The sequence below is a fragment of the Azospirillum sp. A1-3 genome, assembly GCF_023806445.1.
GTDB lineage: Bacteria > Pseudomonadota > Alphaproteobacteria > Azospirillales > Azospirillaceae > Azospirillum.
This window is the reverse complement of sequence record NZ_JAMSLU010000008.1, coordinates 142,638-166,078: the sequence shown is the minus strand read 5'-3', so window position 1 is coordinate 166,078 and position 23,441 is coordinate 142,638. Positions and strand designations below refer to the sequence as shown.

The 23,441-nt window shown below is 67.8% G+C and carries 25 protein-coding genes; 15 read left to right on the top strand and 10 right to left on the bottom strand.

Features of this window, described 5'->3' with window-relative positions; translation table 11 throughout:
- The first annotated feature begins 251 nt into the window (after positions 1-251).
- The 7 genes from M5E06_RS33785 to M5E06_RS33755 all read left to right on the top strand — a co-directional run bounded on the left by M5E06_RS33785 (position 252) and on the right by M5E06_RS33755 (position 7,061).
- Complete coding sequence (locus M5E06_RS33785; RefSeq protein ID WP_252142004.1) at positions 252-1,025, top strand: hypothetical protein; 774 nt, start codon at positions 252-254, stop codon at positions 1,023-1,025.
- Between the two features lie 386 nt (positions 1,026-1,411).
- The gene (locus tag M5E06_RS33780) at positions 1,412-2,317 is read left to right on the top strand and encodes an ABC transporter permease subunit (protein ID WP_085091136.1); all 906 of its coding nucleotides are present in this window, start codon (positions 1,412-1,414) and stop codon (positions 2,315-2,317) included.
- 5 nt (positions 2,318-2,322) lie between these two features.
- Positions 2,323-3,819 carry a high-affinity branched-chain amino acid ABC transporter permease LivM gene (gene livM / locus M5E06_RS33775; protein ID WP_252142003.1) on the top strand — a complete coding sequence of 499 codons (1,497 nt, stop codon included), beginning with the start codon at positions 2,323-2,325 and terminating at the stop codon, positions 3,817-3,819.
- A complete protein-coding gene (locus tag M5E06_RS33770; protein ID WP_252142002.1) occupies positions 3,816-4,715 on the top strand; it encodes an ABC transporter ATP-binding protein in 900 nt (299 codons plus the stop codon). The genes livM and M5E06_RS33770 overlap by 4 nt, the downstream gene beginning before the upstream one ends.
- A 3-nt stretch (positions 4,716-4,718) precedes the next feature.
- The gene (locus M5E06_RS33765) at positions 4,719-5,429 is read left to right on the top strand and encodes an ABC transporter ATP-binding protein (RefSeq protein WP_042696422.1); all 711 of its coding nucleotides are present in this window, start codon (positions 4,719-4,721) and stop codon (positions 5,427-5,429) included.
- Position 5,430: 1 nt separating this feature from the next.
- Positions 5,431-5,790: a DUF6867 family protein gene (locus tag M5E06_RS33760; RefSeq protein ID WP_252142001.1), complete on the top strand. Its 360-nt coding sequence runs from the start codon at positions 5,431-5,433 to the stop codon at positions 5,788-5,790.
- Between the two features lie 170 nt (positions 5,791-5,960).
- Positions 5,961-7,061 carry a branched-chain amino acid ABC transporter substrate-binding protein gene (locus tag M5E06_RS33755; protein ID WP_252142000.1) on the top strand — a complete coding sequence of 367 codons (1,101 nt, stop codon included), beginning with the start codon at positions 5,961-5,963 and terminating at the stop codon, positions 7,059-7,061.
- Positions 7,062-7,193: 132 nt separating this feature from the next.
- Here the strand turns inward: M5E06_RS33755 and M5E06_RS33750 are convergent, their stop codons facing one another.
- Positions 7,194-7,475 carry a hypothetical protein gene (locus M5E06_RS33750; protein ID WP_109157623.1) on the bottom strand — a complete coding sequence of 94 codons (282 nt, stop codon included), beginning with the start codon at positions 7,473-7,475 and terminating at the stop codon, positions 7,194-7,196.
- A 228-nt stretch (positions 7,476-7,703) separates the two neighbouring features.
- On the opposite strand from M5E06_RS33750, the gene M5E06_RS33745 reads away from it, so the two are divergent.
- Positions 7,704-7,910, top strand: a complete 207-nt coding sequence (locus M5E06_RS33745; protein ID WP_042696427.1) for a hypothetical protein — start codon at positions 7,704-7,706, stop codon at positions 7,908-7,910.
- Positions 7,911-7,916: 6 nt separating this feature from the next.
- Here M5E06_RS33745 and M5E06_RS33740 read toward each other — a convergent pair whose 3' ends face one another.
- Positions 7,917-8,999, bottom strand: coding sequence for an MBL fold metallo-hydrolase (locus M5E06_RS33740; protein ID WP_252141999.1), 1,083 nt, complete (start codon positions 8,997-8,999; stop codon positions 7,917-7,919).
- A gap of 213 nt (positions 9,000-9,212) precedes the next feature.
- Between M5E06_RS33740 and M5E06_RS33735 the strand changes: the two genes are divergently transcribed.
- Positions 9,213-10,256, top strand: a complete 1,044-nt coding sequence (locus M5E06_RS33735) for an OmpA family protein (protein ID WP_252141998.1) — start codon at positions 9,213-9,215, stop codon at positions 10,254-10,256.
- Positions 10,257-10,412: 156 nt separating this feature from the next.
- On the top strand, positions 10,413-11,081 hold the full coding sequence (locus tag M5E06_RS33730) for a response regulator transcription factor (RefSeq protein ID WP_252141997.1): 669 nt from the start codon (positions 10,413-10,415) through the stop codon (positions 11,079-11,081).
- A gap of 4 nt (positions 11,082-11,085) precedes the next feature.
- Here M5E06_RS33730 and M5E06_RS33725 read toward each other — a convergent pair whose 3' ends face one another.
- On the bottom strand, positions 11,086-11,808 hold the full coding sequence (locus M5E06_RS33725) for a hypothetical protein (protein WP_252141996.1): 723 nt from the start codon (positions 11,806-11,808) through the stop codon (positions 11,086-11,088).
- A gap of 188 nt (positions 11,809-11,996) precedes the next feature.
- The gene (locus M5E06_RS33720; RefSeq protein WP_252141995.1) at positions 11,997-13,403 is read right to left on the bottom strand and encodes an aminotransferase-like domain-containing protein; all 1,407 of its coding nucleotides are present in this window, start codon (positions 13,401-13,403) and stop codon (positions 11,997-11,999) included.
- Between the two features lie 204 nt (positions 13,404-13,607).
- On the opposite strand from M5E06_RS33720, the gene M5E06_RS33715 reads away from it, so the two are divergent.
- A complete protein-coding gene (locus M5E06_RS33715; RefSeq protein ID WP_085091146.1) occupies positions 13,608-14,303 on the top strand; it encodes a response regulator in 696 nt (231 codons plus the stop codon).
- Between the two features lie 7 nt (positions 14,304-14,310).
- On the opposite strand, the gene M5E06_RS33710 is transcribed toward M5E06_RS33715, so the two are convergent.
- From M5E06_RS33710 to msrB, 3 genes are all read right to left on the bottom strand, one after another.
- Complete coding sequence (locus M5E06_RS33710) at positions 14,311-14,937, bottom strand: hypothetical protein (protein WP_252141994.1); 627 nt, start codon at positions 14,935-14,937, stop codon at positions 14,311-14,313.
- 43 nt (positions 14,938-14,980) lie between these two features.
- Complete coding sequence (locus M5E06_RS33705; RefSeq protein WP_136702356.1) at positions 14,981-15,544, bottom strand: hypothetical protein; 564 nt, start codon at positions 15,542-15,544, stop codon at positions 14,981-14,983.
- Positions 15,545-15,785: 241 nt separating this feature from the next.
- Positions 15,786-16,187 carry a peptide-methionine (R)-S-oxide reductase MsrB gene (msrB, locus tag M5E06_RS33700; protein WP_252141993.1) on the bottom strand — a complete coding sequence of 134 codons (402 nt, stop codon included), beginning with the start codon at positions 16,185-16,187 and terminating at the stop codon, positions 15,786-15,788.
- 280 nt (positions 16,188-16,467) lie between these two features.
- On the opposite strand from msrB, the gene M5E06_RS33695 reads away from it, so the two are divergent.
- A complete protein-coding gene (locus M5E06_RS33695; protein ID WP_109075049.1) occupies positions 16,468-17,661 on the top strand; it encodes a pentapeptide repeat-containing protein in 1,194 nt (397 codons plus the stop codon).
- Between the two features lie 20 nt (positions 17,662-17,681).
- Here M5E06_RS33695 and M5E06_RS33690 read toward each other — a convergent pair whose 3' ends face one another.
- A complete protein-coding gene (locus tag M5E06_RS33690) occupies positions 17,682-18,677 on the bottom strand; it encodes a BMP family lipoprotein (protein ID WP_252141992.1) in 996 nt (331 codons plus the stop codon).
- A 339-nt stretch (positions 18,678-19,016) separates the two neighbouring features.
- Here M5E06_RS33690 and M5E06_RS33685 point away from each other — a divergent pair, with 339 nt between their 5' ends.
- The 3 genes from M5E06_RS33685 (at position 19,017) to M5E06_RS33675 (ending at position 21,736) form a co-directional block, all read left to right on the top strand.
- On the top strand, positions 19,017-20,249 hold the full coding sequence (locus M5E06_RS33685) for a Bcr/CflA family multidrug efflux MFS transporter (RefSeq protein WP_252141991.1): 1,233 nt from the start codon (positions 19,017-19,019) through the stop codon (positions 20,247-20,249).
- A gap of 105 nt (positions 20,250-20,354) precedes the next feature.
- The gene (locus tag M5E06_RS33680) at positions 20,355-21,428 is read left to right on the top strand and encodes an ABC transporter substrate-binding protein (protein ID WP_252141990.1); all 1,074 of its coding nucleotides are present in this window, start codon (positions 20,355-20,357) and stop codon (positions 21,426-21,428) included.
- 5 nt (positions 21,429-21,433) lie between these two features.
- A complete protein-coding gene (locus M5E06_RS33675; protein ID WP_252141989.1) occupies positions 21,434-21,736 on the top strand; it encodes a DsrE family protein in 303 nt (100 codons plus the stop codon).
- 7 nt (positions 21,737-21,743) lie between these two features.
- Here M5E06_RS33675 and M5E06_RS33670 read toward each other — a convergent pair whose 3' ends face one another.
- The gene (locus M5E06_RS33670; RefSeq protein ID WP_252141988.1) at positions 21,744-22,796 is read right to left on the bottom strand and encodes a 4-(cytidine 5'-diphospho)-2-C-methyl-D-erythritol kinase; all 1,053 of its coding nucleotides are present in this window, start codon (positions 22,794-22,796) and stop codon (positions 21,744-21,746) included.
- 90 nt (positions 22,797-22,886) lie between these two features.
- Positions 22,887-23,435, bottom strand: coding sequence for an RBBP9/YdeN family alpha/beta hydrolase (locus tag M5E06_RS33665; protein ID WP_252141987.1), 549 nt, complete (start codon positions 23,433-23,435; stop codon positions 22,887-22,889).
- Positions 23,436-23,441 lie beyond the last annotated feature (6 nt).

Genomic DNA, 23,441 nt, shown 5'->3' with positions numbered 1-23,441 from the left:
CGTCCATCCATAACGTCGCCGGACCCGCCGCGTCCAGCGGCGGGCGCCACCCCTGTCCGGAGGGGCATGACCCTGTCGCCGGGAGCCGCCCGGATCCGCGTTGCCTCTCCGCCGCGGTGATGGGACAAAACGCGAGCGGCGGGCAAATCCCATTGACCAGCCCGGGCGTTCGGGTAGAAGGTCGCCGACTGTCGGGCGCCGCCCATCTCCGCCCGAACCCGTCCTATCGTACCGCGCCACCGGAGCCCCTGATGAGTCGCCAGCGCGCCGCCCTCCGCCTGTCCCTGAAAGCCCTGACCGGCGCCGCCGTCCTCGGCGCGCTGCTCGCCCTGCCCGCGCCCACGAGTGCCGCCGCCAAGGAGGCTGCGAAGCCGCCGGCGAAGGCAGCTGCCGCGAAGGCGCGCCCGGCCAAGTCGAGCGGCCCGGCCACGCCCGCCTGCTACAACCGCTCCGAATATGCGGCCGAGCAGATGATGCGCCTGCACACGGAGATGATGATCGTCGGCCTGACCTGCCGCACGGTCACGCCGGACAAGAAGCCCTTCGACCTTTACCAGGACTTCTCGGTTAAGAACCGCGCCATGCTGTCCAACTCGGAAGCGTCGCTGATCTCCTTCTACAAGCGGTCGGGCGGCGGCAATGCCACGCGCCAGTTCGACATGTTCCGGACGGAGCTGGCGAACGAGATCAGCCGCCGCGCCGCCACCATCGGCATTCCGCAATACTGCGCCAATTTCGTCGATCGTTCGGCCGCCGCCAAGGACCTGACGCCCGACGACCTGCGCACCCTGACGACCGACGAGAAGGGCGCCGGCCTGATGCATCTGGCCAGCCGTCCGCTCTGCGACGTGAAGACGGTCAGCGGTCCGGACACCAACTATGCCGTCGCCCAGGCACCGGTGGCCGCCCCGGCGAAGGTCGTCACCGCCAAGGCCAAGGCGAAGCCGGCCAAGGCCGCTGCTGCGGCCAAGCCGAAGCAGAAGGTCGCCGCCGCCCCGGCCAAGCAGTCGGTCGCCGTGCGCTGACGCATCAACGGTCTCTGGTTCGTTGCGAGAAACGCCCTGCCGGCAACCGCCGGCAGGGCGTTTCTCATTTCAGGCTAAGGTTGTCCCGGCGGATCACGCATGCGGACAGCACAAATCTGTCTTGCAAAAATCCGTCAGGCTGGTACTACCGAAAAGGTCAGGAGGGGCGCCTGCCCGACGGCCCGGCCGGATTGCAGGAGCATCCTCCGAACAGGAAAAATCATGGTCCGTCAGACCAGTAGACGGAACTCCCGATGAACCGGCATTCCGTTTGGTGACTGGACGGGCTGCACCAGACAGGGGGCTGCTGTTGCGAGACCGGTGTGCCGAGTGTGCCCGTGCCGCCGCACCCTGCCTTTGCGCCGCGCTGAAGGTGGGATGAGGACATGGACTATTTTCTCCAGCAATTGATCAACGGCTTGTCGCTTGGGGCGATTTACGGCCTGATCGCGATTGGCTACACGATGGTGTACGGCATCATCGGCATGATCAACTTCGCCCATGGCGAGATTTACATGATCGGTGCCTTCGTCGCGCTGATCACCTTCCTGGCCATCGGCGCGCTCGGTGTCACCTGGGTGCCGCTGGCGCTGCTGATCATGCTGGTCGCCTCCATGCTGTTCACCAGCGTCTATGGCTGGACGGTCGAGCGCATCGCCTACCGGCCCCTGCGCTCTTCGCCCCGGCTGGCGCCGCTGATCTCCGCCATCGGCATGTCGATCTTCCTGCAGAACTACATCCAGATCCTCCAGGGCGCCCGTTCCAAGCCGCTGCAGCCCATCCTGCCCGGCAACCTCACCCTGATGGACGGCGCCGTCTCCGTCAGCTACGTGCGGCTGGCCACCATCATCATCACCCTGGTCCTGATGGTCGGCTTCACCATCCTGATCAACCGCACCTCGCTGGGACGCGCCCAGCGCGCCTGCGAGCAGGACAAGAAGATGGCCGGCCTGCTCGGCGTCAACGTCGACCGCGTCATCTCGCTGACCTTCGTCATGGGCGCGGCGCTCGCCGCCGTCGCCGGCATGATGGTGCTGCTGATCTATGGCGTCATCGACTTCTACATCGGCTTCCTCGCCGGGGTGAAAAGCTTCACCGCAGCCGTGCTCGGCGGCGTCGGCTCGCTGCCCGGCGCCATGCTCGGCGGCGTGGTCATCGGCCTGATCGAGGCCTTCTGGTCGGGCTATGTCGGCTCCGAATGGAAGGACGTCGCAACCTTCTCCATCCTCGTCCTCGTCCTGATCTTCCGGCCCACCGGCCTGCTCGGCCGGCCCGAGATCGAGAAGGTGTAAGCGCCATGACCACCCCTTCCCACGCGCCGTCGCACCCCCATTACCACATCAACGGCAAGCGCCCCGCCGTCGACTGGCCGGGCACGATCAAGGACGCCGGCCTCGCCGCCTTCGTCGCCCTGCTGCTGACCGTGCCGCTGGTCGGTCTGCGCACCGTCGACCGCCCCACCGGCCTCGGCATCGAAGCCCGGCCGGAGGAGGTGATCGCCTCCCTCCTCCTGGTCTTCTTCGGCCGCCTCGGCCTCGGGCTGATCCGCCAGGGCATGGCGATGCCGGTGCTGATCCTGGCGCTGATCTGCGCCGGCGTCGGGCTGGTGCTGCCGATGCCGACCCAGGTGCTGCGGCTGGTCCTGGTGCTGGGCGGCGGCGTCATCGCTCTGCGCGCCGCCATGACGGTGGCCACCGGCCGCTCCAAGCTGAGCCAGGCCGACCGCGACAAGCGGATGGACCGCATCGCCGCCAAGGTGCAGCACGCCAGCCGCTACATCGGCCCGGTCGCCGTGGTCTTCGCCGCCATCCTGCCGATGACGCCGCTGGCCGACCGCATGCTGCTGGACATCGGCATCCTGCTGCTGACCTACATCATGCTGGGCTGGGGCCTGAACATCGTCGTCGGGCTGGCCGGCCTGCTCGACCTCGGCTATGTCGCCTTCTACGCCGTCGGCGCCTATTCCTACGCGCTGCTCGCCCATTACTTCGGCCTCAGCTTCTGGGTCTGCCTGCCGCTGGCAGGACTGCTGGCCGCCTGCTCGGGCGTGCTGCTGGGCTTCCCGGTGCTGCGTCTGCGCGGCGACTATTTCGCCATCGTCACCCTGGGCTTCGGCGAGATCATCCGCATCATCCTGGTCAACTGGTACCAGTTCACCGGCGGCCCCAACGGCATCTCCGGCATTCCGCGGCCGAGCTTCTTCGGCATCGCCGACTTCAGCCGCAGCCCGGCCGAGGGCATGGCCGCCTTCCACGAGCTGTTCGGGCTGGAATACTCGCCGCTGCACCGCATCGTCTTCCTCTACTACCTCATCCTGGCGCTCGCGCTGGTGGTGAACCTGTTCACGCTGCGCGTTCGCAAGCTGCCGCTCGGCCGGGCCTGGGAGGCTCTGCGCGAGGACGACATCGCCTGCGCGTCCTTGGGCATCAACCGCACCAACATGAAGCTGGCGGCCTTTGCCATCGCCGCGATGTTCGGCGGCTTCGCCGGCTCCTTCTTCGCCACGCGCCAGGGCTTCATCAGCCCGGAGAGCTTCACCTTCATCGAGTCGGCGATCATCCTGGCCATCGTGGTGCTGGGCGGCATGGGCAGCCAGATCGGCGTGGTGGTGGCCACGCTGCTGGTGATCGGCCTGCCCGAGGCGTTCCGCGAACTGGCCGACTACCGCATGCTGGCCTTCGGCGCCGGCATGGTGGTGATCATGCTGTGGCGTCCGCGCGGCCTGCTGGCCCACCGCGACCCGACCATCCTCCTGCATGGCGGCAAGAACCCCGCCGCGGGAGCCGCGAAATGAGCGCCGTGATGCCCCACACCACGATGACCGACAAGCCGCTTCTCAGCGTCGAACACCTGACCATGCGTTTCGGCGGTCTGGTGGCGAACAACGACGTGTCCTTCGAGGCGCGGGCGGGCGAGATCACCGCGCTGATCGGCCCGAACGGCGCCGGCAAGACGACGCTGTTCAACTGCGTCACCGGCTTCTACACGCCCACCGTCGGCCGGCTGACGCTGCGCCACCCGCAGGGCAAGGAGTTCCTGCTGGAGCGGATGCCGGGCTACCGCATCGCCCAGCTGGCCGGGGTGGCGCGCACCTTCCAGAACATCCGGCTGTTCAGCGGCATGAGCGTTCTGGAGAACCTGATCGTCGCCCAGCACAACAAGCTGATGCGGGCGTCGGGCTTCGCCATCGGCGGCCTTCTCGGCCTGCCCGGCTTCCGCAAGGCCGAGCACGAGGCGGTGGAGCTGGCGAAATACTGGCTGGACCGGGTTCGCCTGACCGAGTTCGCCGACTGGGAGGCCGGCAACCTGCCCTATGGCGCCCAGCGCCGGCTGGAGATCGCGCGGGCCATGTGCACCGAGCCGGTGCTGCTGTGCCTGGACGAACCGGCGGCCGGCCTGAACCCGCGCGAGTCGGGCGAGCTGGCCGAGATCCTGACCTTCATCCGTGATGTGCAGACCCCGCAGGGCCACCGGACCGGCGTTCTGCTGATCGAGCATGACATGAGCGTGGTGATGCGCATTTCCGACCATGTGGTGGTGCTGGACTATGGCCGGAAGATTTCCGACGGCGATCCGGAGCATGTGAAGAACGACCCGGCGGTGATCCGCGCCTATCTGGGCGAGGACGAGGACGAAGCCCTGCCGCCGGAGGTCGCCTCGGACCTCAATCTTGCCCAGAAGGGGGCCTGAGCCATGCTGAAGGTATCGGGCGTCCACACCTTCTACGGCGCCATCGAGGCGCTGAAGGGCATCGACATCGAGATCGGTGCCGGCGAGATCGTCTCGCTGATCGGCGCCAACGGGGCGGGCAAGTCGACGCTGCTGATGACGATCTGCGGCAGCCCGCGCGCCCGCCAGGGCCGGGTGTTCTTCGAGGGCGAGGACATCACCGACCTGCCCACCCACGAGATCGTACGGCGCGGCATCGCGCAGTCCCCGGAAGGCCGGCGCATCTTCCCGCGCATGACGGTGCTGGAGAACCTGCAGATGGGCTCGATCGTCGCCCAGCCCGGCAGCTTCGACCGCGAGCTGGAGCGGGTGCTGACCCTGTTCCCGCGCCTGAAGGAGCGCATCAACCAGCGCGCCGGCACGATGTCGGGCGGCGAGCAGCAGATGCTGGCGATCGGCCGTGCGCTGATGAGCCAGCCGCGTCTGCTGCTGCTGGACGAGCCGAGCCTTGGTCTGGCGCCGCTGATCGTGAAGCAGATCTTCCAGGTGATCCAGGAGATCAACCGGGAACAGAAGATGACGGTGTTCATGGTGGAGCAGAACGCCTTCCATGCGCTGAAGCTGGCGCACCGGGCCTATGTGATGGTGACGGGGAAGATCACGATGACGGGAACCGGAGCGCAGCTTCTGGCCGACCCGGAGGTTCGCTCGGCTTATCTGGAAGGGGGTCACTGAGATGGAAACGATCCTTGGCTCTTCCGTTCCGGTCTTCGTGTTCCTGACGCTCCTGGTGTTCGGCGGCTGCGGCGTGCTGACCGGCCAGACGCTGGCGGAGGGCTGGAAGCCGGTGTCGAGCGTTCTGGCCTACTCGGCATTGCTGGGGGTGGGCGACCGCTTCCTGGCCTGGGGCCTGTTCGGCGAGGAGCTGCTGGCGCCGTGGGGCTTCATCGTGCACACGGTCGTGCTCGGCCTCATCACGCTGACGGCGCACCGCATCGCCATCGCAAGGCGCATGGTCAACCAGTACCCGTGGCTCTATGAGCGCGCCGGCCCGTTCGGCTGGCGCAACCGGACGGGCGTGGGGGCCGGCGAATAAGACAAGAGAAATAGACCGTACGGCTGATTGGTGCCTGCGAAACTGTCGCACTGTGCACCACTTGGGGTATGGTATTCTGGAACCCGCCGGAGGGGACCCGGCGGCAAGGCCCGTAAGGGCCGGGGGTATGTTGCAACAGGGACCACACAGAACAGGGAGCAAGCACACCCATGAAATTCAAGCTGTCCCTTCTCGCCGCGATCGCGGCGACCGCGCTTTCCGCCACGGCCGCCAAGGCCGACATCGCGGTGGCCACCGCCGGCCCGATCACCGGCCAGTACGCCACCTTCGGCGAGCAGATGAAGAAGGGCATGGAGCAGGCCGTCGCGGACATCAATGCCGCCGGCGGTGTCCTGGGCCAGAAGCTGAAGCTGGAAGTCGGTGACGACGCCTGCGATCCGAAGCAGGCCGTCGCCGTCGCCAACCAGCTGGCCAAGGCCGGTGTGAAGTTCGTGGCCGGCCACTTCTGCTCGGGTTCGTCGATCCCGGCCAGCCAGGTCTACGCCGAGGAGGGCATGCTGCAGATCTCCCCGGCTTCGACCAACCCGAAGCTGACCGAGCAGGGCCTGAAGAACGTCTTCCGCGTCTGCGGCCGTGACGACCAGCAGGGCATCATCGCCGGCAAGTATCTGCTGGAGAAGTTCAAGGGCAAGAACGTCGCCATCCTGCACGACAAGTCGGCCTATGGTAAGGGTCTGGCCGACGAGACGCAGAAGGCGCTGAACGCCGGCGGCCAGAAGGAAGCCATCTACGAAGCCTACACGGCCGGTGAGAAGGACTATTCCGCTCTGGTGTCGAAGCTGAAGCAGGCGAACATCGACGCCGTCTACATCGGTGGCTATCACACCGAGGCCGGCCTGATCGCCCGCCAGATGAAGGACCAGGGCCTGAAGGCCACCATCGTGTCGGGTGACGCCCTGGTGACCAACGAGTATTGGGCCATCACCGGCGACGCCGGCGAAAACACCATGATGACCTTCGGTCCGGATCCGCGCGAGAAGCCGACCGCCAAGGCCGTCGTGGAGACGTTCCGCAAGGCCGGTTACGAGCCGGAAGGCTACACCCTGTACACCTATGCCGCTCTCCAGATCTGGGCGGACGCGGTGAAGCAGGCGAAGTCGACCGACGCGGCCAAGGTTGCCGAAGTCATGCGCAAGGGCAACTACGACACCGTCATCGGCAAGATCGCCTTCGATGCCAAGGGCGACGTCACCAGCCCGGCCTATGTCTGGTACAAGTGGCACAACGGCCAGTACGCCGAAGTGAAGTAAGCGAAACGCATCAGCGTTCCGTGGAAAAGGGTCGGCACTCCGTGCCGGCCCTTTTCCTATGACGATCGATGGGAGGTTCTTCTGCCCGCCCGACAAGGCCGCGGCGGCACCGCGGCCTTGGCCGAAAACGGGTCAGGGAATAGGTCGGGGAACATGCGCGACGTGATGCTGGGCCACGGCCGGTTGCGCTGCGGCAATGGCCGGGGAGGAGAGCCCGGTCGCCACACGCCGGCCCGACTGCTCGCTGAGCAACCGTTCGGAGGTGCGCATCACCTCCCGCCAGAAGGCGGCGGCACGGGTGTGATTGGCGGCCGTGAGTTCGACAAGACGAACGCGGCTCATTCGAATCGCGGTCTCGCCCAGTTCATCAACCAGGCGGGTCGCGAAGACAAGCACGTCGAGATCGGTGTTCATGATGCCTATGAACCCACAGCCGCAGATTTTGTTCCACCAGGAAACCGCACTGCGGCAAAGGGTCATCGGGGGTGCCCCCGTCGTGTGGCGCTGCGACAGTGCATATGCAGCATCGGCAAAGGGTCACCGAACGGACACTCGCCACGGCAGGGGGGTTTTGTGCTTCAATGGCGCCCTTCGCGGCGACCGTGACGGCCGCCGGTATGGGACGGGTTTTGGAGAACGAAAATGCGCAGGAAGCGCGAGGTGGTTGAGGGACAGATTTATCGCAAGCTGTCCCCCAGCGGCGGCTATTGGGAAGTGATCGCCATCCGCAAGGACGGCATGGGCACCCAGCATGCCCAGATGAAACGCACCGACGACCCGAAGACGCTGAAGACCCTGTCGGTGGCGACCCTGCTCGATCCCCACGAGTTCGAGATCGTTACCGAGTGATCGCCGTCAGGCCGGACCCGTGACGTCCGGCCGGCGGTAAAGGTCGGCGGCCGGCATTCCGTCATGCCGTCCGGCCAGCCGCTCCAGCCGCCCCTTGCCGATCAGGTGGTTGAGGTGCGCCACCGCCTCGCCCACGGCGAAGAGCATCTGCTGCGGGTCGAGCGGACGCGGGAACAGCGCCCGCGTCACCGTGGCAGCGGTCTGCGGATCCACGCACAGCGACTCGATTTCGGCCAGACGCTCCGCATGGTGCCGGGCCAGATCCCCGGCGCGCCGGTGCAGGCCGTGGAAAGGGCGCCCGTGCGAGGGCAGGACCAGGGTGTCCGCCGGCAGGGCATTCCACCCCTCCAGGCTGGCGAGATAGTCGGCGAGCGGATCGGCGTCCGGCTCCGACGGCCAGACGCTGATGTTAGGGCTGATCCGCGGCAGGATCTGGTCGCCGGAAATCAACAGGTCCGGACCGGCCGCATCGGCCGGGCGGTGCAGGCTGACCGGCTCCGCCGTGTGGCCGCTGCCGCCGATCACCGTCCAATCACGGTCGCCCACCCGGAGCCGGTCGCCGGCCCGCAGGCGCGTCAGCGTCGCCGGTACCGCCGGCACCCCACGGCTGTAGGCCCCCTTGCGGGCGAGCAGGGATGCCAGCGCCTCCTCATCGAGCCCGCAGCGGCGGTAGAAATCCTCGACCACCACATCGGCGGCGGCATCGTTGCCGGCGGACAGGGTGCGGGCGAACAGCCACTCGGTCAGCGAGGTGGCGAAGCCGGCGCCGGTCCGCTCCACCAGCCAGGCAGCGGCGCCGATGTGGTCGGGATGGAAATGGGTCGCCACCACCCGCTCCACCGGACGCCCGCCCAGCGCATCGCGCAGCAAACCCTCCCACACCGCGCGGCTGCGCGGATCGCCCAGACCGCAGTCGACCAGCGTCCAGCCGGCCGCCCCGCCGTCGAGCGCCCAGACATTGATGTGGTCGAGCTGGAAGGGAAGGGACAGCCGGATCCACAGCACGCCGGGCACCACCTCCTGCCATCCGCCGGGATCGGGGGTGGTGCAGAGGGGGTAATCGACCGATCCGTCCGGGGTAGAAGCCATTGCGCTGTCTGTCCAAGCTGTTGTTATCACGAGAGAAAATGCCCCTAGTTCCGGTGAGGCAAATCTGCAACAGGAAAAATGGCCTTGCGGAGCCGGGATTGGAAGCCGGGCCGGCCAATTCCATTGTCGGGGCTGGAGCCCGTTCTGTCACGCACTTCGCCGCAGGCCGGGACGTCCCGATCCGCCAACGCCGTCAACGATGGGAACAAGAACATGACGATGCGTGGGATTTTGCTGGGCACGGCACTGGCCGTCGCCGTTCCTTCACTGGCCATCCCGACCGCCGCCTTTGCCGGTACGGAAGGCTTTTATGTCGGCGCGGGGGCCGGCGTGAACTGGACCGAGGATGCCGACCTCAGCAGCTATCCGGCCCCGGGCCTGGGTCTGAAGGAGGAATTCAAGATCGGCGGCATCGGCGACCTGTCGGTCGGCTACGCCACCGCGATGGGCCTGCGCGCCGAACTGGAGGCCGCCTGGCGGTGGCGCAACAGCGTCGACAGCACCAGCAGCGCCACCCCCGGCCTGAACGGCCTGGGCGGCAAGATGAGCTCGGTCGCCTTCATGGGCAACCTGCTGTACGACATCGACATCGGCCTGCCGATCACCCCCTATATCGGCGCCGGTGCCGGTATCGCCGGCGTGAAGCAGTCGCTGAACGGCGCCAGCGACCGTGACTGGGTCTTCGCCTATCAGGGCATCGTCGGCGCGTCCTATGCGATCAACGACAATGTGGCGCTGACGCTGGACTACCGGTATTTCGCCACCGTCGATCCGGAGTTCGAGCTGGGTCCGGTGACCTCCAAGGGCGAGTACCGCAACCACACCATCCTGGCCGGACTGCGCTATACCTTCGGCGGGCCGGAGCGGGCCACGCCGGTCGCCGCCCCGGCCCCGGCCGCTCCGCCGATGGCGGCCCAGCCGCAGAGCGAGTATCAGGTGTTCTTCGATTGGGACAAGTCGGTGATCACGCCGAACTCCGACAAGATCATCGCCGATGCGGCGGAGGGAGCCAGCCGCGCCCGCGCCGTTCGCATCCAGGTGATCGGTCACACCGACACCTCCGGCGCGCCGTCCTACAATCAGAAGCTCTCGTTGCGCCGGGCCGAAGCGGTGCGTCAGTCGCTGATCCGGCATGGCACGCCGGCCAACATCATCACCATCGAGGGTGTCGGCGAGAACCAGCTGATGGTCCCGACTGGCCCGAACGTGCGCGAGCCGTCGAACCGCCGCGCGCAGATCATGATCAAGATCTCCTGACCGGGGAATGGGGGGAGGGGCGCGCGCCTCTCCCCCGGCGAACCTCCGTGACCCTTCCGGGATTGCGGCTGTCCGACGTGCGAAGGAGGTAGCGCGGACCGTTGCGTCAGCGTATGACGGTGCGGTACCCCAGGCATCTTCGGTCCGAGACGTTACATGCAGGTTCTGATCGCCGACGATCATTCCATCGTCCGCAGCGGCTTGACCCATCTGGTGGGTGAACTGGACGAGCATGCCACCGTGGTGGCCGCCACCAACTTCAGCCAGTTGAACGCCATCCTCGACACGTCGATGCATGACGGGGAGACCCCGTTCGACCTGATCGTGATGGATTTGCGCATGCCCGGACTGGGCGGGTTGGACGATGTCGAGGCGCTGGTCAAGCGCGTGGCGCCGGTTCCGGTCGCCATCTTCTCGATGATCGAGTCGCCGGACGAAATGCGCGCCGTGCTGTCGCGCGGTGTCCGTGCCTTCATCCCGAAATCGACCGACGACGTGCTGGTGGTGAACATCCTGCGGCTGGTGATGGCCGGCGGGTCCTATGTGCCGCCGGTGCTGGGCATGCCGGGGGCTCCGGCTCCGGCCGCAGCAGCGACCGCCCGCGGCGCGGCACCAACCATCTTCGACGGGCTGACCCGCCGACAGCTGGAGGTGCTGGATCTGCTGGCCCAGGGCCTGTCCAACCAGGAAATCGGCGAACGGTTGGGGTTGAACCTGTCCACTGTGAAGACCCACGTCACCGGCGTCCTGAAGGCGCTGGGCGTCGGCAGCCGCACCCAGGCGGTGCTGTTGGTCAAGGAATCGGGACGCGACCGGCTGATCTGACCCGCTACAGGATGGCGTTCAGCAGCGATCCGCGGCCGGCGTAGGCGTTGCCGCCGGACCCGCCGAGCAGCATCGAAGCGGGATTGGGCGAGGCGCTGCCGGCGCCGAGGATCGAGGCCAGACTCTGCAGCTTGGTGTTGCCGCCGAAGGGATTGTCGCCCTTGGCCGGCTGCTTGGCGATGGTGTCGTAATCCTTGCTGTAGTTGCCCATGCGCAGTTGGACGCCGTAGCTCTTGGCGTCCTTGACCGGCACATCCTTGTCGCGGGCGATGCGCAACGTGTAATCGCCCTTGTCGAGGGTGAGCTGTCCCGACTTCAGCTTCTGGAAGGCGTCATAGCCGGCACCGGCATCCTTGTTGCTGTCGGCGATGATCTTGCCGCCGCGGTCCATCAACTGCAGCCGGACCCCGGCATCGCCCACCGTGCCGAGCGTCGCGGCGCCGGAGGTGGTGACGTTGAACTTGTAGAAATCGGCGGGATCGTTGGAAGCCAGCGAGCTGAAGACGTTCAGGCGGCTGCTGTCCTTGACCAGCGTTCCGATGTTGGTCGCGAAGGGGGCGGCGTTCATCGCCGATTTGTTGACGGTCTGCTCGTATTCCTGGACCTTGCCGGCCGCGCCGCCATTGCCCGCCGCCTGCTGTTGCACGCGCTTGACCGCAGCGTCGATCGACTGCTGCAGGCTCTGGGCCATGCCGCCGATATCGGCGTAACTGGACAGGCTGACCATGGTGCGCTCCCCTCTTCCCGCATTCCCGGAAAGGAATGATGGGCGAGGGGTTTGCAGGATGCGGGCCAGGGCCAAGCTATTGATAACGAAGGAAGTCTCGCTGCAATCGTTATGATGGGCGGCAATTCAGGTCCCATCGGGCGGCAGGATTTTCCCAGCAGGGCGGCAGGGTCGGCCGCCCCGCACCCTCATACGATGGACAGCATCGCCGCCGCCGGCGCGTCGATCGCATCGGCCAGTGCGCGCAGGCCGCGGGCGGCCTCGTCACGGCTGCGCGGCATGCACAGGCCGACGCGCACCGCGTGGGGGGCACTGGCGCGGCCGACCGCGAAGGCGTCGGCGCCGGTGACGATCACCCCGCGGCGGCGGGCCTCGCCGATGAAATCCTCGCGCCGCCAGGGTTCGGGCAGGACCAGCCACAGATGCTGGGCCGCCGGATGGCCGTAGACCGTCTCGGCCGGCAGGATGGAGCGGGCGAGCCGCTGGCGGGCCAAATCCTCCTCCCGCTGGGTGGCGACGATGCGGTCGGCGGTGCCGTCCTGAATCCAGCGCGTCGCGACCTCCGCCGGCAGGGCGGGGGCGGAATATTGCAGGGCGCGGATGGCGGTCTCGACGCGGGAGCGCAGTTCCGGAGGAGCGACGACGAAGCCCAGCCGCAGCCCGGCGGCCAGGCTTTTCGACACGCCGGACACATAGAGGGTGATGTCCGGCGCCATGGTCTGCATCGGCACGGCATCCGGCACCATGAAGCCGAACACGTCGTCCTCGATCAGGATCACGCCATAGCGGCGGGCGATCTCGACGATCTCGCGGCGGCGGGCGGTGGGCATGACGACCGCAGTCGGATTTTGCAGGGTAGGCACCAGATAGACCGCCTTCGGTCCCAGTCGGCGGCAGGCGCTGTCGAAGGAGTCGGGCACCAGCCCGTGTTCGTCGATGGCGACGCCTTCCAGATGATAGCCCTGGGTGGCGGCCAGCGCCTTGGTGCCGATGTTGGTCAGCCGTTCCGCCAGGATGACGTCGCCGGGGCGGGCGACGGCGGCCAGCGCCACCGCCAGCGCGTTCTGCGCACCGGTGGTCAGCAGCACTAAGTCCGGGGTGGCTTTGACGCGGTGCTGGCGTTCCAGCCAGGACGCGGCGGCGGCGCGGTGGTCGGGCAGGCCGGCATGGGGGCCGTAGCCGATCAGCGCCGCGGCATGACCGGAGGCGGCGATGGCCGTCAGCGTCTGACCGAATGTCTGCACGGCGACCGCATGTTCGGGATGGACCGTTGTCATGTTGACGATGGCCGGACCGGCCGAGGTCTCGCCGGCCGGCGGCCAGCCGAGCGGCAGGGGGGTGGCGGGCGCCCGCTGACCCTGGACGAAGGTGCCGCGCCCGACCTCGCCGCCGATCAGCCCGCGTTTTTCCGCCTCGGTATAGGCGCGCGTCACCGTGCCGACCGTCACGCCCAGGCGGAAGGCGAGGTCCCGGTGGGTCGGCAGCCGGGTGCCGACCGGCAGAACACCGTCGGCGATATCGTCGGCCAGCGCGTCGGCGATGACGCGATAGAGCGGGCCGGGACGGCCCTCCAGGTTCGGGGTCCAATTTGTCATGAATACAAATGTGGCATTGTCCCGACCCGCTGGCAAGGTCTACGCGATTGTCCCCGTCGGCAGGGCAGGAAGCAGCGGAACAATCCGGAAACGCCTTGCGCAAGTCCGTTACGCCGCATCTTGTATCACGTTTGAGGAACCGATAGCTTCGGTATCGGGCGTGGCAGACAATCCGCCACCCATCGCAGTCCGGCACGGGGGACAATGCACACCATCGCGGTGGTCGACGACGATCCCATCACCCGCGAGACCCTGAAGGCCTACCTGGAAGGGGAGGGCTATCGGGTGATGCTGGCGCGGGACGGCGACCAGCTGTCGGCGCTGCTGGCGCGCGGAAGGATCGACCTGCTGCTGCTGGACATCCGGCTGCCGGGCAAGGACGGTCTGGCGGTGACGCGGGAACTGCGGGCGACCTCCAACATCGGCATCATCCTGATCACCGGGCGGTCCGACCGGATGGATCGGCTGATCGGGCTGGAACTGGGCGCCGACGACTACATCACCAAGCCGTTCGAGCCGCGCGAAATCCTGGCCCGCACCCGCAGCCTGCTGCGCCGCATTGCCAAGCCGACCCGGCCGGCGGGCGGGCGGGTGAAGCGGTTCGACGGGTGGGAACTGCATCTCGACAAGCGCCGCCTGCGCGATCCCCACGGCGAGGATGCGCGCCTGACCTCCGCCGAATTCGAACTGCTCGCCGCCTTCGTCGAGAATCCGGGGCGGGTGCTGAGCCGGGACGATCTGCTCGACCTCACCCTGCGCGGCGATTCGGTGCCCTACGACCGCTCCATCGACCGGCTGGTCCGCCGCCTGCGCCGGGTGGTGGAGCCCGATCCGGCCGACCCCAGCCGCATCGTCACCGTACACGGCATGGGCTACATGTTCCAGGCTGCGGTGGATTAGGCTGCGGTCAGGATTGCGCGGATGTGGCCCGGCGCTGCGGGCGGGCGGGCGCGCCGTCCTCCTCCGGCTTTCCGGGTTTGCGGAAGGTGCTGAGTTCGGAGATGCGGTTGACGGTCAGGCCGTTAAGCCGGCAACCGGCGACCTCGACGATCTCGAAGCCGGCCTTGCGGGGATAGCGGGCGGCGACCCGTTCGCGCGCCTCGCGGTCGCCATCGGCGACCAGCAGGTAGCGGCGGACCCCGGACCAGCCGCGATAGCCGCGCTGGTCGGACAGGCTGACGCCGGTGGGGTGGCAGCGGACCGCGACCTCCCAGAAGCGGCCGGGGCGCGGCTCGTTGCGGTCGAAGACGAAATAGCGCTGCATCGCCGACGATTTCTTCTTGTCAAGCTCCAGGATGGCGGCCTGCATGTCAATCTCCGCCTTCTGCACGCGCTTTTCCATCTCCGCATGGTGATGCGCCAGCTGGGCATAGTCGGAAGCAACGTCGGCGACCTCCTTGGTCACGTCGTCCACCTTCTCCTTCAGCTTGGACATGGCGATCCGCGTCACCACCAGCTGGCGGCGCCAGTAGCGGTTGGACAGGACGGTCAGCACCATCAGGCCCAGCGCGAAATACAGCATCATGCCGGTCATGCGGCCGTCCTCTTCATGCTGCCGCCCCTCATGCCGCCCCCGCTCATGCCGCGGACGCCTCCGCCTCGGGGTCGGGGGCGAGCGCCAGTGGAACCACCGGCGAGCAGATCACGCCATTGCGTTGGGAAAAGCTGGTCCGGACCGTCCCGTGGGCCTGTTCGGCGGACGGGGCGGTGATGTGGGCGACGTTGCGGTATTCCCAAATCTGGCGGGAGAAGACGATGTCCTTGCGGTCCAGCTCGTTGAAATTGGGCCCGGCGGCCAGTTGCGCCCAATAGACGTCGCCGTCGCTGTCCTGGTCGCCCAGTTCGTGGACAAGCTCGATCTTTGAAAATTCCAGCGCCCGCAATTCGGTCAGCGCCTTTTGGCGCCGGCCGTTGAATTCGGTCAGGCGGGCCTGCAGCGTGGTCAGGTCGACGCGCTTGCGCTCCGTCTTCTGGCGCCATTCGGCGAGCGCGGCGCGCTTCTTGTCGTATTGGCGCTGGTTCATCGCCTCGCGGGTTTTCTCCGCGCTGACGCGGCCGACATCGACGACGATGGACAGTCCGAGCGCGGCGGCGCTGGCGATCAGAAGCAGCATCCCCAGGAATTCGGCCGAAATGACCATTCGCCCTCCGCCAGCCGCACCGAATGCCTGCGCCGGTGTACCGACGCATCGTGCCACGGCGGGCGAAGGGCCGCGATGCCCTCGCGACAACCCGTCGCACGGGGCGGATCATACCATCGCGCTCCAAGCCAAGGTTGTCATTTTTAGCCGAAATAAGGGTAAACCCGCCTTTTTTGGGAGGGTTTATGACCGGATGCCGAACAGGCGGAGTAACCCCGGCACCCGGTCATAGTCCTGCCGGTCAGTCGGTTTTTTCCGCCGGCTCGAAGCTCATGGCGACGCCGTTCATGCAGTAGCGCTTGCCGGTCGGCTGCGGTCCGTCGTCGAAGACATGGCCCAGATGGCCCTTGCAGGCGGCGCAATGAACCTCGGTGCGCGGGTAGGCCAGCTTGTGGTCGGTGGAGGTCTCGACGGCGCCGGGCAGCGGCTCCCAGAAGCTGGGCCAGCCCGACCCGCTCTCGTACTTCGTGTCGCTGGCGTAGAGCGGCTGGCCGCAGCCGGCGCAGCGATAGACGCCGTGGCGCTTCTCGTCGTTCAGCGGGCTGGTTCCGGGATATTCGGTCGCGTGTTCGCGCAGCACCTTGTATTGGTTGGGCAACAGATCCCGCTTCCAGTCCTGTTCGCTCTTGTCCGATTCGGGCATGCCGCCGGTCTCCAATGTTGATGGTCGGTGTCCTGAGCCACCTATATTGGTCCGCAATCCCGCCTACCCAAGTCGGGCAAGGCGGCCATCACGCGGTCGTGACCAGCGGGGCGGCCTATATCGGTCCGGAAGTGCGTCTGCGACAAAAGATTCTTGCCGATCTGGCGAAGGTTCGACCGCTGGTACCTTTCGGAATTGAATCGGTTTCGGTAACATCCTGGACGCCAACAGTCCGGGACAGCGTGTCCGGGACGGCAATGCCGGGGCATCGACGCACCGCATGATGGATGAACGCTACCTCCGGGCGGTTCGCGATGCGCTGGTGCGGCACCAGCAATGGCTGCTGCGCGATCCGGCAGGGAAGGGGCGTCGCGCCAATCTCAGCTTCTATGAACTGGGCGGACTGGGCTTGAACCGCGTCAACCTGTCGGGCGCCAAGCTGACCGGGGCCAGCCTTGCGCGGGCGCGTCTGGTCGGCACGCTGCTGTCCAAGGCGGATCTCTACGGTGCCGACCTGTCGAAGGCCGACCTGACCGGCGCGCAGCTGCAGGGCGCCGACCTGCGTGGGGCCAGGGTGGATGGTGCCAAGCTGCAGAACGCCAATCTGCAGGGTGCGGACCTGCGCCGCGGCATGGTGCTGGATGCGGGCGAATTCCGGGCGGCCGGCAACAGCGACGGCACCACCACCTTCGTCGGCTGCAGCCTGTCCAAGGCGATCCTGACCGATTGCCGGATGGCGCAGTGCGATTTCAGCGGCAGCGACCTGTCCGGCGTCGATTTCAGCGGCAGCGATCTCAGCGGCGCCATCCTGATCGGGGCGGACCTGACCGGCGCCACCATGCGCAAGACGACGCTGGACGGCGTGCTGATGTGCGGCGCCCGGCTGAACGACGAACTGCGCACGGCGCTGGAGCGGCACGGCGTCGATGTGGACGGCACCGGCCTGACCACCACCGCGGCCCGGATGAGCGAACTGATCGCCGAGCACCAGATCTGGGTCGACAAGCTGGGCAAGGGGGGTGACCGCATCCAGCTGCAGCGGATCGACCTGCGCGGCTACAATTTCGCCAACCAGCTGCTGTGCGGGGCGGTGATGCGCTTCTGCGGTCTGCGCGGGGCGGATTTCTCCGGCGCCAAGCTGATGATGGCGGACCTGTCCTACAGCGATCTGCGCGACGCCGACTTCACCAGTGCCGACCTGTCCGGCTGCAACCTGGAGGGCGCCAATCTGGCCGGGGCCAAGCTGTGGCGGGCCAAGTTCCGCAAGGTCGATCTCAGCGGCGACGGCAGCCGGCTGTGGCCGACCAGCTTCGCCAAGGCCCGGCTAAATGGCGCCGACCTGCGCGATGCCAGCCTTGCCGGCGTGGTGCTGCGCGGCACCGACCTGACGGCGATCAAGACCAGCTTCGCCACGCTGAAGGGCGCCGACCTGTCCGCCGCCCGCGGCTGGCAGCCCTTCGAGGCGCCGGCATAGGGGCACCGGCGTAAAGCGGCTCAGCTTCCGTCGGCGACGGGGATGCGCCCGGCGACGATGCCACGGCGGGCGGCTTCCACCGCATTGACCATCTCCGGGGTCACGAGGTCGCGGTTGTTTTCGTCCACCGCGTAATCGACCGCCCCCTCGGCGAGCCCCAGCGCCACCGTGCCGGCGCTCCAAGTGCCCTGGCGTGCCGCTTCGAGGCTCGATGCCACCGCCAGATCGACCCGCTTCAGCATCGAGGTCAGGATGGTGCCGGGGTAGAGGTAGTTCTGGTTGCTGTCGACGCCGATGGCCAGCCGCTTGGCTTCGTTCGCCGCGGCGAAGATGCCGAAGTTCGAAACTCCAGCCCCGGCGAACACCACGTCGGCCCCGCGCTGGAACTGGCTGCGCGCCACCTCCGCCCCGCTCGCGGGATCGTTGAAGGCGGCCGGCGTGGTGCCGACGAAATTCACCAGCACCCTGACGTCGCCGCGCGCATGGCGGGCGCCCTGTTCAAAGCCGGCGATGAATTTGCGGATCAAAGGAATGTCGAGCGCGCCGATGAAGCCGACGGTCCCGCTTTTCGACGCCAGCGCCGCCAGCACGCCGACCAGGAAGGATCCCTCCTGCTCCTTGAAGGTGACGCTGCGGATGTTCGGCCCCTCCGCCACCGCATCGATCAGCGTGAAGCGCACTGCCGGGTGTGCCGGAGCCAACCGGGCCAGCGGCGTCGCATAATAGAAGCCGATGGCGATCAGATCGGTCACCCCGCGCCGCAGCAGCGATGCCGCGGCTTGGTCGAACTGGGCGGGGGTGGAGGGCAGATATTCGAGGACGGGAATGCCGGTGGCCGATTTGAAGCGTTCCGCCCCGGCGAAGGCCCCCTCGTTGAAGCTCTTGTCGAACTTCTGCCCCGCTGCATAGACCAGCCCGGGCTGGATCGCCGCCGCATGGACGCGTTGCGGAAGCAGCGCCAGGGCAGTTCCGGCGGCACCGAAGAAAAGGATTGACCGGCGGGTCGGGTGCGGCATGGCGCGGCCTCTGGCTGGGTGGAAGCCCTACATCCGGATTCAATTTTAGGCATGGATTTGTGGTCTGAACCAGAATTTTGTTGCGCCGCGATCCATCCTGGCACGAGGGCGTGCAGCGAAGCGGGCGACAGCCGGTCGACGCTCGGCCAAGGGGCGGCCAAGGGGGGGCGGCCAAGGCTCGTCCAGGGCGCGGATTGTCGCGGCGGCATTCCATCGCAGGTTACTCAAGGCAGCCATGCCGAGACGGGACTTTGCGTCCGGCAGGGGACGGCGCAGCTTAAAAGCTGCGGACTCCGTCCGGTCGATTTCCCCTCCCCCTTGTTACATTTGGATTTGCTGATGTTCGCGCGCCTTGCCGCCGTTCGTTCCCGTTCGCCTGCCGAAAGCCCGTTCTTCATCGCGGCGCTGGGCGTGCTGATGTCGTTCGGACCAATGGGCACCGACATGTATCTGCCCGGTATGCCGGCGATCGGCCGCGAGCTGCATGCGGGGCAGGATCAGGTGCAATGGACCCTGTCGGCCTTCTTCCTGGGCTTCGGCGTCGGGCAGTTGCTGTGGGGGGCGCTGAGCGACCGGTTCGGCCGGCGGATCCCGGTGGCGACCGGCATCCTTCTCTATGCCGTCGGCTGCGTCGGCTGTTCGCTGACCGTCGATGTCGGCCATCTGGCGGCTTGGCGCTTCGTGCAGGCGGTGGGGGCCTGTGCCGGGCCGGTGCTGGTCCGGGCCATGATTCGCGACGTGTTCGAGCGCGACCGCGCGGCCAGCGTCCTGTCGATGATGATGCTGGTGATGGGTGCCGCCCCGATCATCGCGCCGCTGATCGGCGGCCAGATCCTGGTGTGGGCCAACTGGCGCTGGATCTTTTGGGCGCAAGCGGCCTTCGGCGCCGTCGCGATGCTGGCCCTCGCCAGCCTGCCGGAAACCCATCCGGAGTCGCGGCGCACCAGCCTGCGCCCGATGGTGCTGGCCGAATCCTACCGCAAGCTGCTGACCGACCGCCGGTATCTGGGCTATGCGATCGGCTCGTCCTTCATCTATGCCGGGATGTTCGCCTTCATCTCCGGCTCGCCCTTTGTCTATATCGAGCTGTTCGGCGTCCGGCCGGAGAATTACGGTTTCCTGTTCGGGCTGAACATCGTCGGCATGATCATCGTCAACACGCTGAACAGCCGCGCGGTGATGCGCTTCGGCTCTGACATGATGCTGCGGATCGGCGTCTGGCTGTCGGCCGCCAGCGGAATTTTGCTGGTCGCCTGCGTGATGGGCGGCTGGGGCGGGTTGTGGGGGCTGGTCGGCTGCCTGTTCCTGTTCATGTCGTTGACCGGATTCTGCTTCGCCAATTCCATGGCGGGCGCGCTGCAATCCTTCCCGCAGATGGCGGGCACGGCATCGGCGCTCGCCGGCATGCTGCAATTCAGCAGCGGCGCGGTTTCGGGCTGGGCGGTCGGGCTGATGGCCGACGGCACGGCCATGCCGATGGCGGCGGTGATCGGCGGGGGAGCACTGGTCGGTCTGGCGCTGAACCTGTGGCTGATCCGCCCGTTCCGCCGCCGGTTGCCTGCCGCCACCTAAAAACAAAAATAATTTGTGAATTATTGAGTGTGCCCAGACGGACCTGACGTGAATTGAAATTCACGGCTGGGCGCACTAGGCTTGCGCGGCAAAAGGAGACCCGACATGCCGCAGACCCCGCCGCCGAAGCCGATTTTCAACGCCGCCCACCCCATCGCCCGCCGCGGTCTGCTGGTGGGTGCCGCAGCGCTGGGCATTGCCGCCGCCACCGCGTCGCTGCCGTTGCCGGCCTTTGCGGCGACGACCCTGCGCGTCGGCTACATCCCGATCATCCCGATGACCCAGCTTTACGTGATCACGGGCGAGGGATGGACCAAGGATGCCGGGTTGACCCTGCAGACCACCAGCTTCCAGTCGGGGCCGGCGATGATCCAGGCGCTCGCCTCCGGCACCCTGGACGTCGCCTATGTCGGCATCGGTCCGGCGCTGATCGCCCGGTCGAAGGGGGTGAAGCTGAAGGTCGTCGCCGCCAACGTCATCGATCAGGTGGCGCTGATCGGCCGCGGTCCGCTGGCCAAGGCGATGGCCGGCGCCGCCAACCCGGCCGAGGGGGTCAAGGCCTTCCGTGCCGCCAATGGCCGGCGGCCGAAGATCGGCTCGCTGCCGGCCGGATCGGTGCCGGACACCGTTCTGCGCTATTGGATGGCGGAGGTCGCCCACATCGCTCCCGACGATGTCGAGATCGTCGGCATGGGCGAGCAGCCCTTGCAGCAGGCGCTGCTGACCGGGGCCATCGACGGCGCCTCGATCCTGGAACCGATCCTGACGCTGGTGAAGTCGCGCCTGCAGGATGCCGCCATCATCGCCAAGGCCGGCACCATGTTCCCCAAGCAGCCGGGCGCCGTGCTGGCGGTGACCGAAGACGCCATCGCCAAGAACCGCGACGCGGTGGCCGAACTGGTCAAGCTGCACATCCGCGCGACCGCCTTCGCCAAGTCCAACCCGGACCGCACGGCGGAACTGGTGACGGACATCATCGGCAAGGGGCTGGTCGAGCGCGACGTGATGCGGGCGGCGCTGACCTCCGATGCGACGACTTTCGTCGACGACCCGCGGGTGATCCTGGACTCCACCAAGAAGATGCAGGCTTTCCAGCAGTCGCTGAACCAGATCACCGAACCGGTCGATGTCGATACGCTGTTCGACTTCTCCTTCCATGACGCGGCGAAAGGAAAATGACCGCCATGACCTCTAACCTGCGGCTGGTCATCCATGCCCCGACGCCGGCCGCCTTGGAGCGGGCGCGGAACAATGCCCGCAACCTGCTGAAGGCGCGGCCCGACGCGGAGGTGCGCATCGTCATCAATGCGGGCGCCGTCGCCGCGGCGCTCGACAGCCCGGATGCGGAGACCGACCGGCACCTGCGCGTTTGCGGCAACACGCTGGCGAAGACCGGCCGGACCGCCGAGGGGCTGACGGTGGTCGCCGCCGGCGTCCTCGACATCGCCGAGGCGCAGGCGGACGGCTGGAGCTACATGCGGGCGTGAGCCGGTCTCAGCCGACGCCCCAGCCGCCGGTGTCGGGGAACGGCGCGGCGGGCGGCGGGACGCTGGCGGGTTGGGCTGCAACGGGATCGGCGACGATGCCGCGCGGCAGGGCGGGGGCGCCGGGCGGGGTGGGGAGCAGGCGGGTCGGCTTCACCCACCAGCCGGGCGCCGTCGCCCCGATGGTTTTCGCAGCGGATTCCGCCGCCGCCGCCGTGGCGTAGAGACCGAAGCAGGTGGCGCCGCTGCCGGACAGGCGGGGCAGCAGACAGCCGGCGCTGCGCTCCAGCGCCGCCAGAACATCGGCGATCACCGGCGCCACCGTCAGGGCCGGGGCGGTCAGGTCGTTGGTGCGCTCCAACAGCAGTGCCGCGAGGTCGGCCGCGTCGGCCGGCTTGCGGGTGAAGCGGGCGGGGGCGGAGAAGCCGGCGCCGCTTCTGGCGCGGGCGGCGGCCATCGCCTTGAACACCGCCGGGGTCGGCACCGGCACGTTCGGGTTGACCAGCACCACATGGGTTTCCGGCAGCTCCGGCGCCTCGTCCAGAACGTCGCCGATGCCGCCAAAATAGCAGCTGCGCCCGGCGACGCAGACCGGCACGTCGGCACCCAGTCCGGCGGCGACCGCGAACAGCGCCGGGTCGTCGGGCGGCACTCCCCACAGCCGGGCGAGCGCCCGCAGGCAGGCGGCGGCATCGGCCGATCCGCCACCGATCCCCGAGGCGACCGGCAGCGCCTTGGTCAGCGCGATCATCACGTCGGCCTCGCGGCCCAACCGGGCGGCCAGCGCGTAGGCGGCGCGAATCACCAGATTGTCGGCCGGGTTCTCGCCCATCAGGGCCGGGCCGAAGGGACCGGCGATGGCCAGACGCGGGACGGCCGGCGGCAGGTCGGCTCCGCGCAACGCCACGCGCGCGGCGGCCGGCGTCAGGGCGATGCTGTCGCCGAACTCGGTGAAGGCGACGAGGCTGTCCAGCTCGTGATAGCCGTCGGCGCGCCGGCCGGTGACATGCAGGTAGAGGTTCAGCTTGGCCGGGGCGGCCTCGACGATGGAAGTGCCGGTCATAAGCTCCGAATCCGCTGGCGGGCGCGCGACGACGCCCCCTGTGTCGCACCCTTTCGCCCGCAGCGGCAAGGGGGCGTTCAGAGGCTTTATTCAGATCTGGGCGAGCAAGTCCTTCAGCAGCGTCTCACCCATCGGCCAGGGGCCGTGACCGCTTGCGCTGTTGATATGGCCGGCCTCGCCGGCATCGATGAAGTCGGCGCCCCACAGCGCGGCGAAGCCGCAGGCGCGGGCGGCGCTGCAATAGGGATCGCTGCGGCTGCCGACCACCACCGCCGGGAAGGGCAGGGGATCGGCCGGCACCGGCGCGAAGCGGCAGGCCTCGGCCGGCACCGTTCCGGGCGACTCGACGTCGGGCGGGGCGACGAGCAGGGCGGCGGCGACTTTGGCCGCGGCATCGCCGTCCGCCGCCCAGCGTGCCACCAGGATGCAGGACAGGCTGTGCGCGACCAGCACCACCGGACCGGGGGCGGAGCGGACCGCATGGTCGAGCCGTTCGACCCACTGGTCGGGCTCCGGAGCGTCCCAATCGCCGAGATCGACACGGGTCAGGGCCGGCAGCCGGCCTTCCAGCCATGTCTGCCAGTGATCGGGACCGGAATTGCCGAGGCCGGGGAGCACCAGAATGGTCGGCTGCGTCATTCTTTC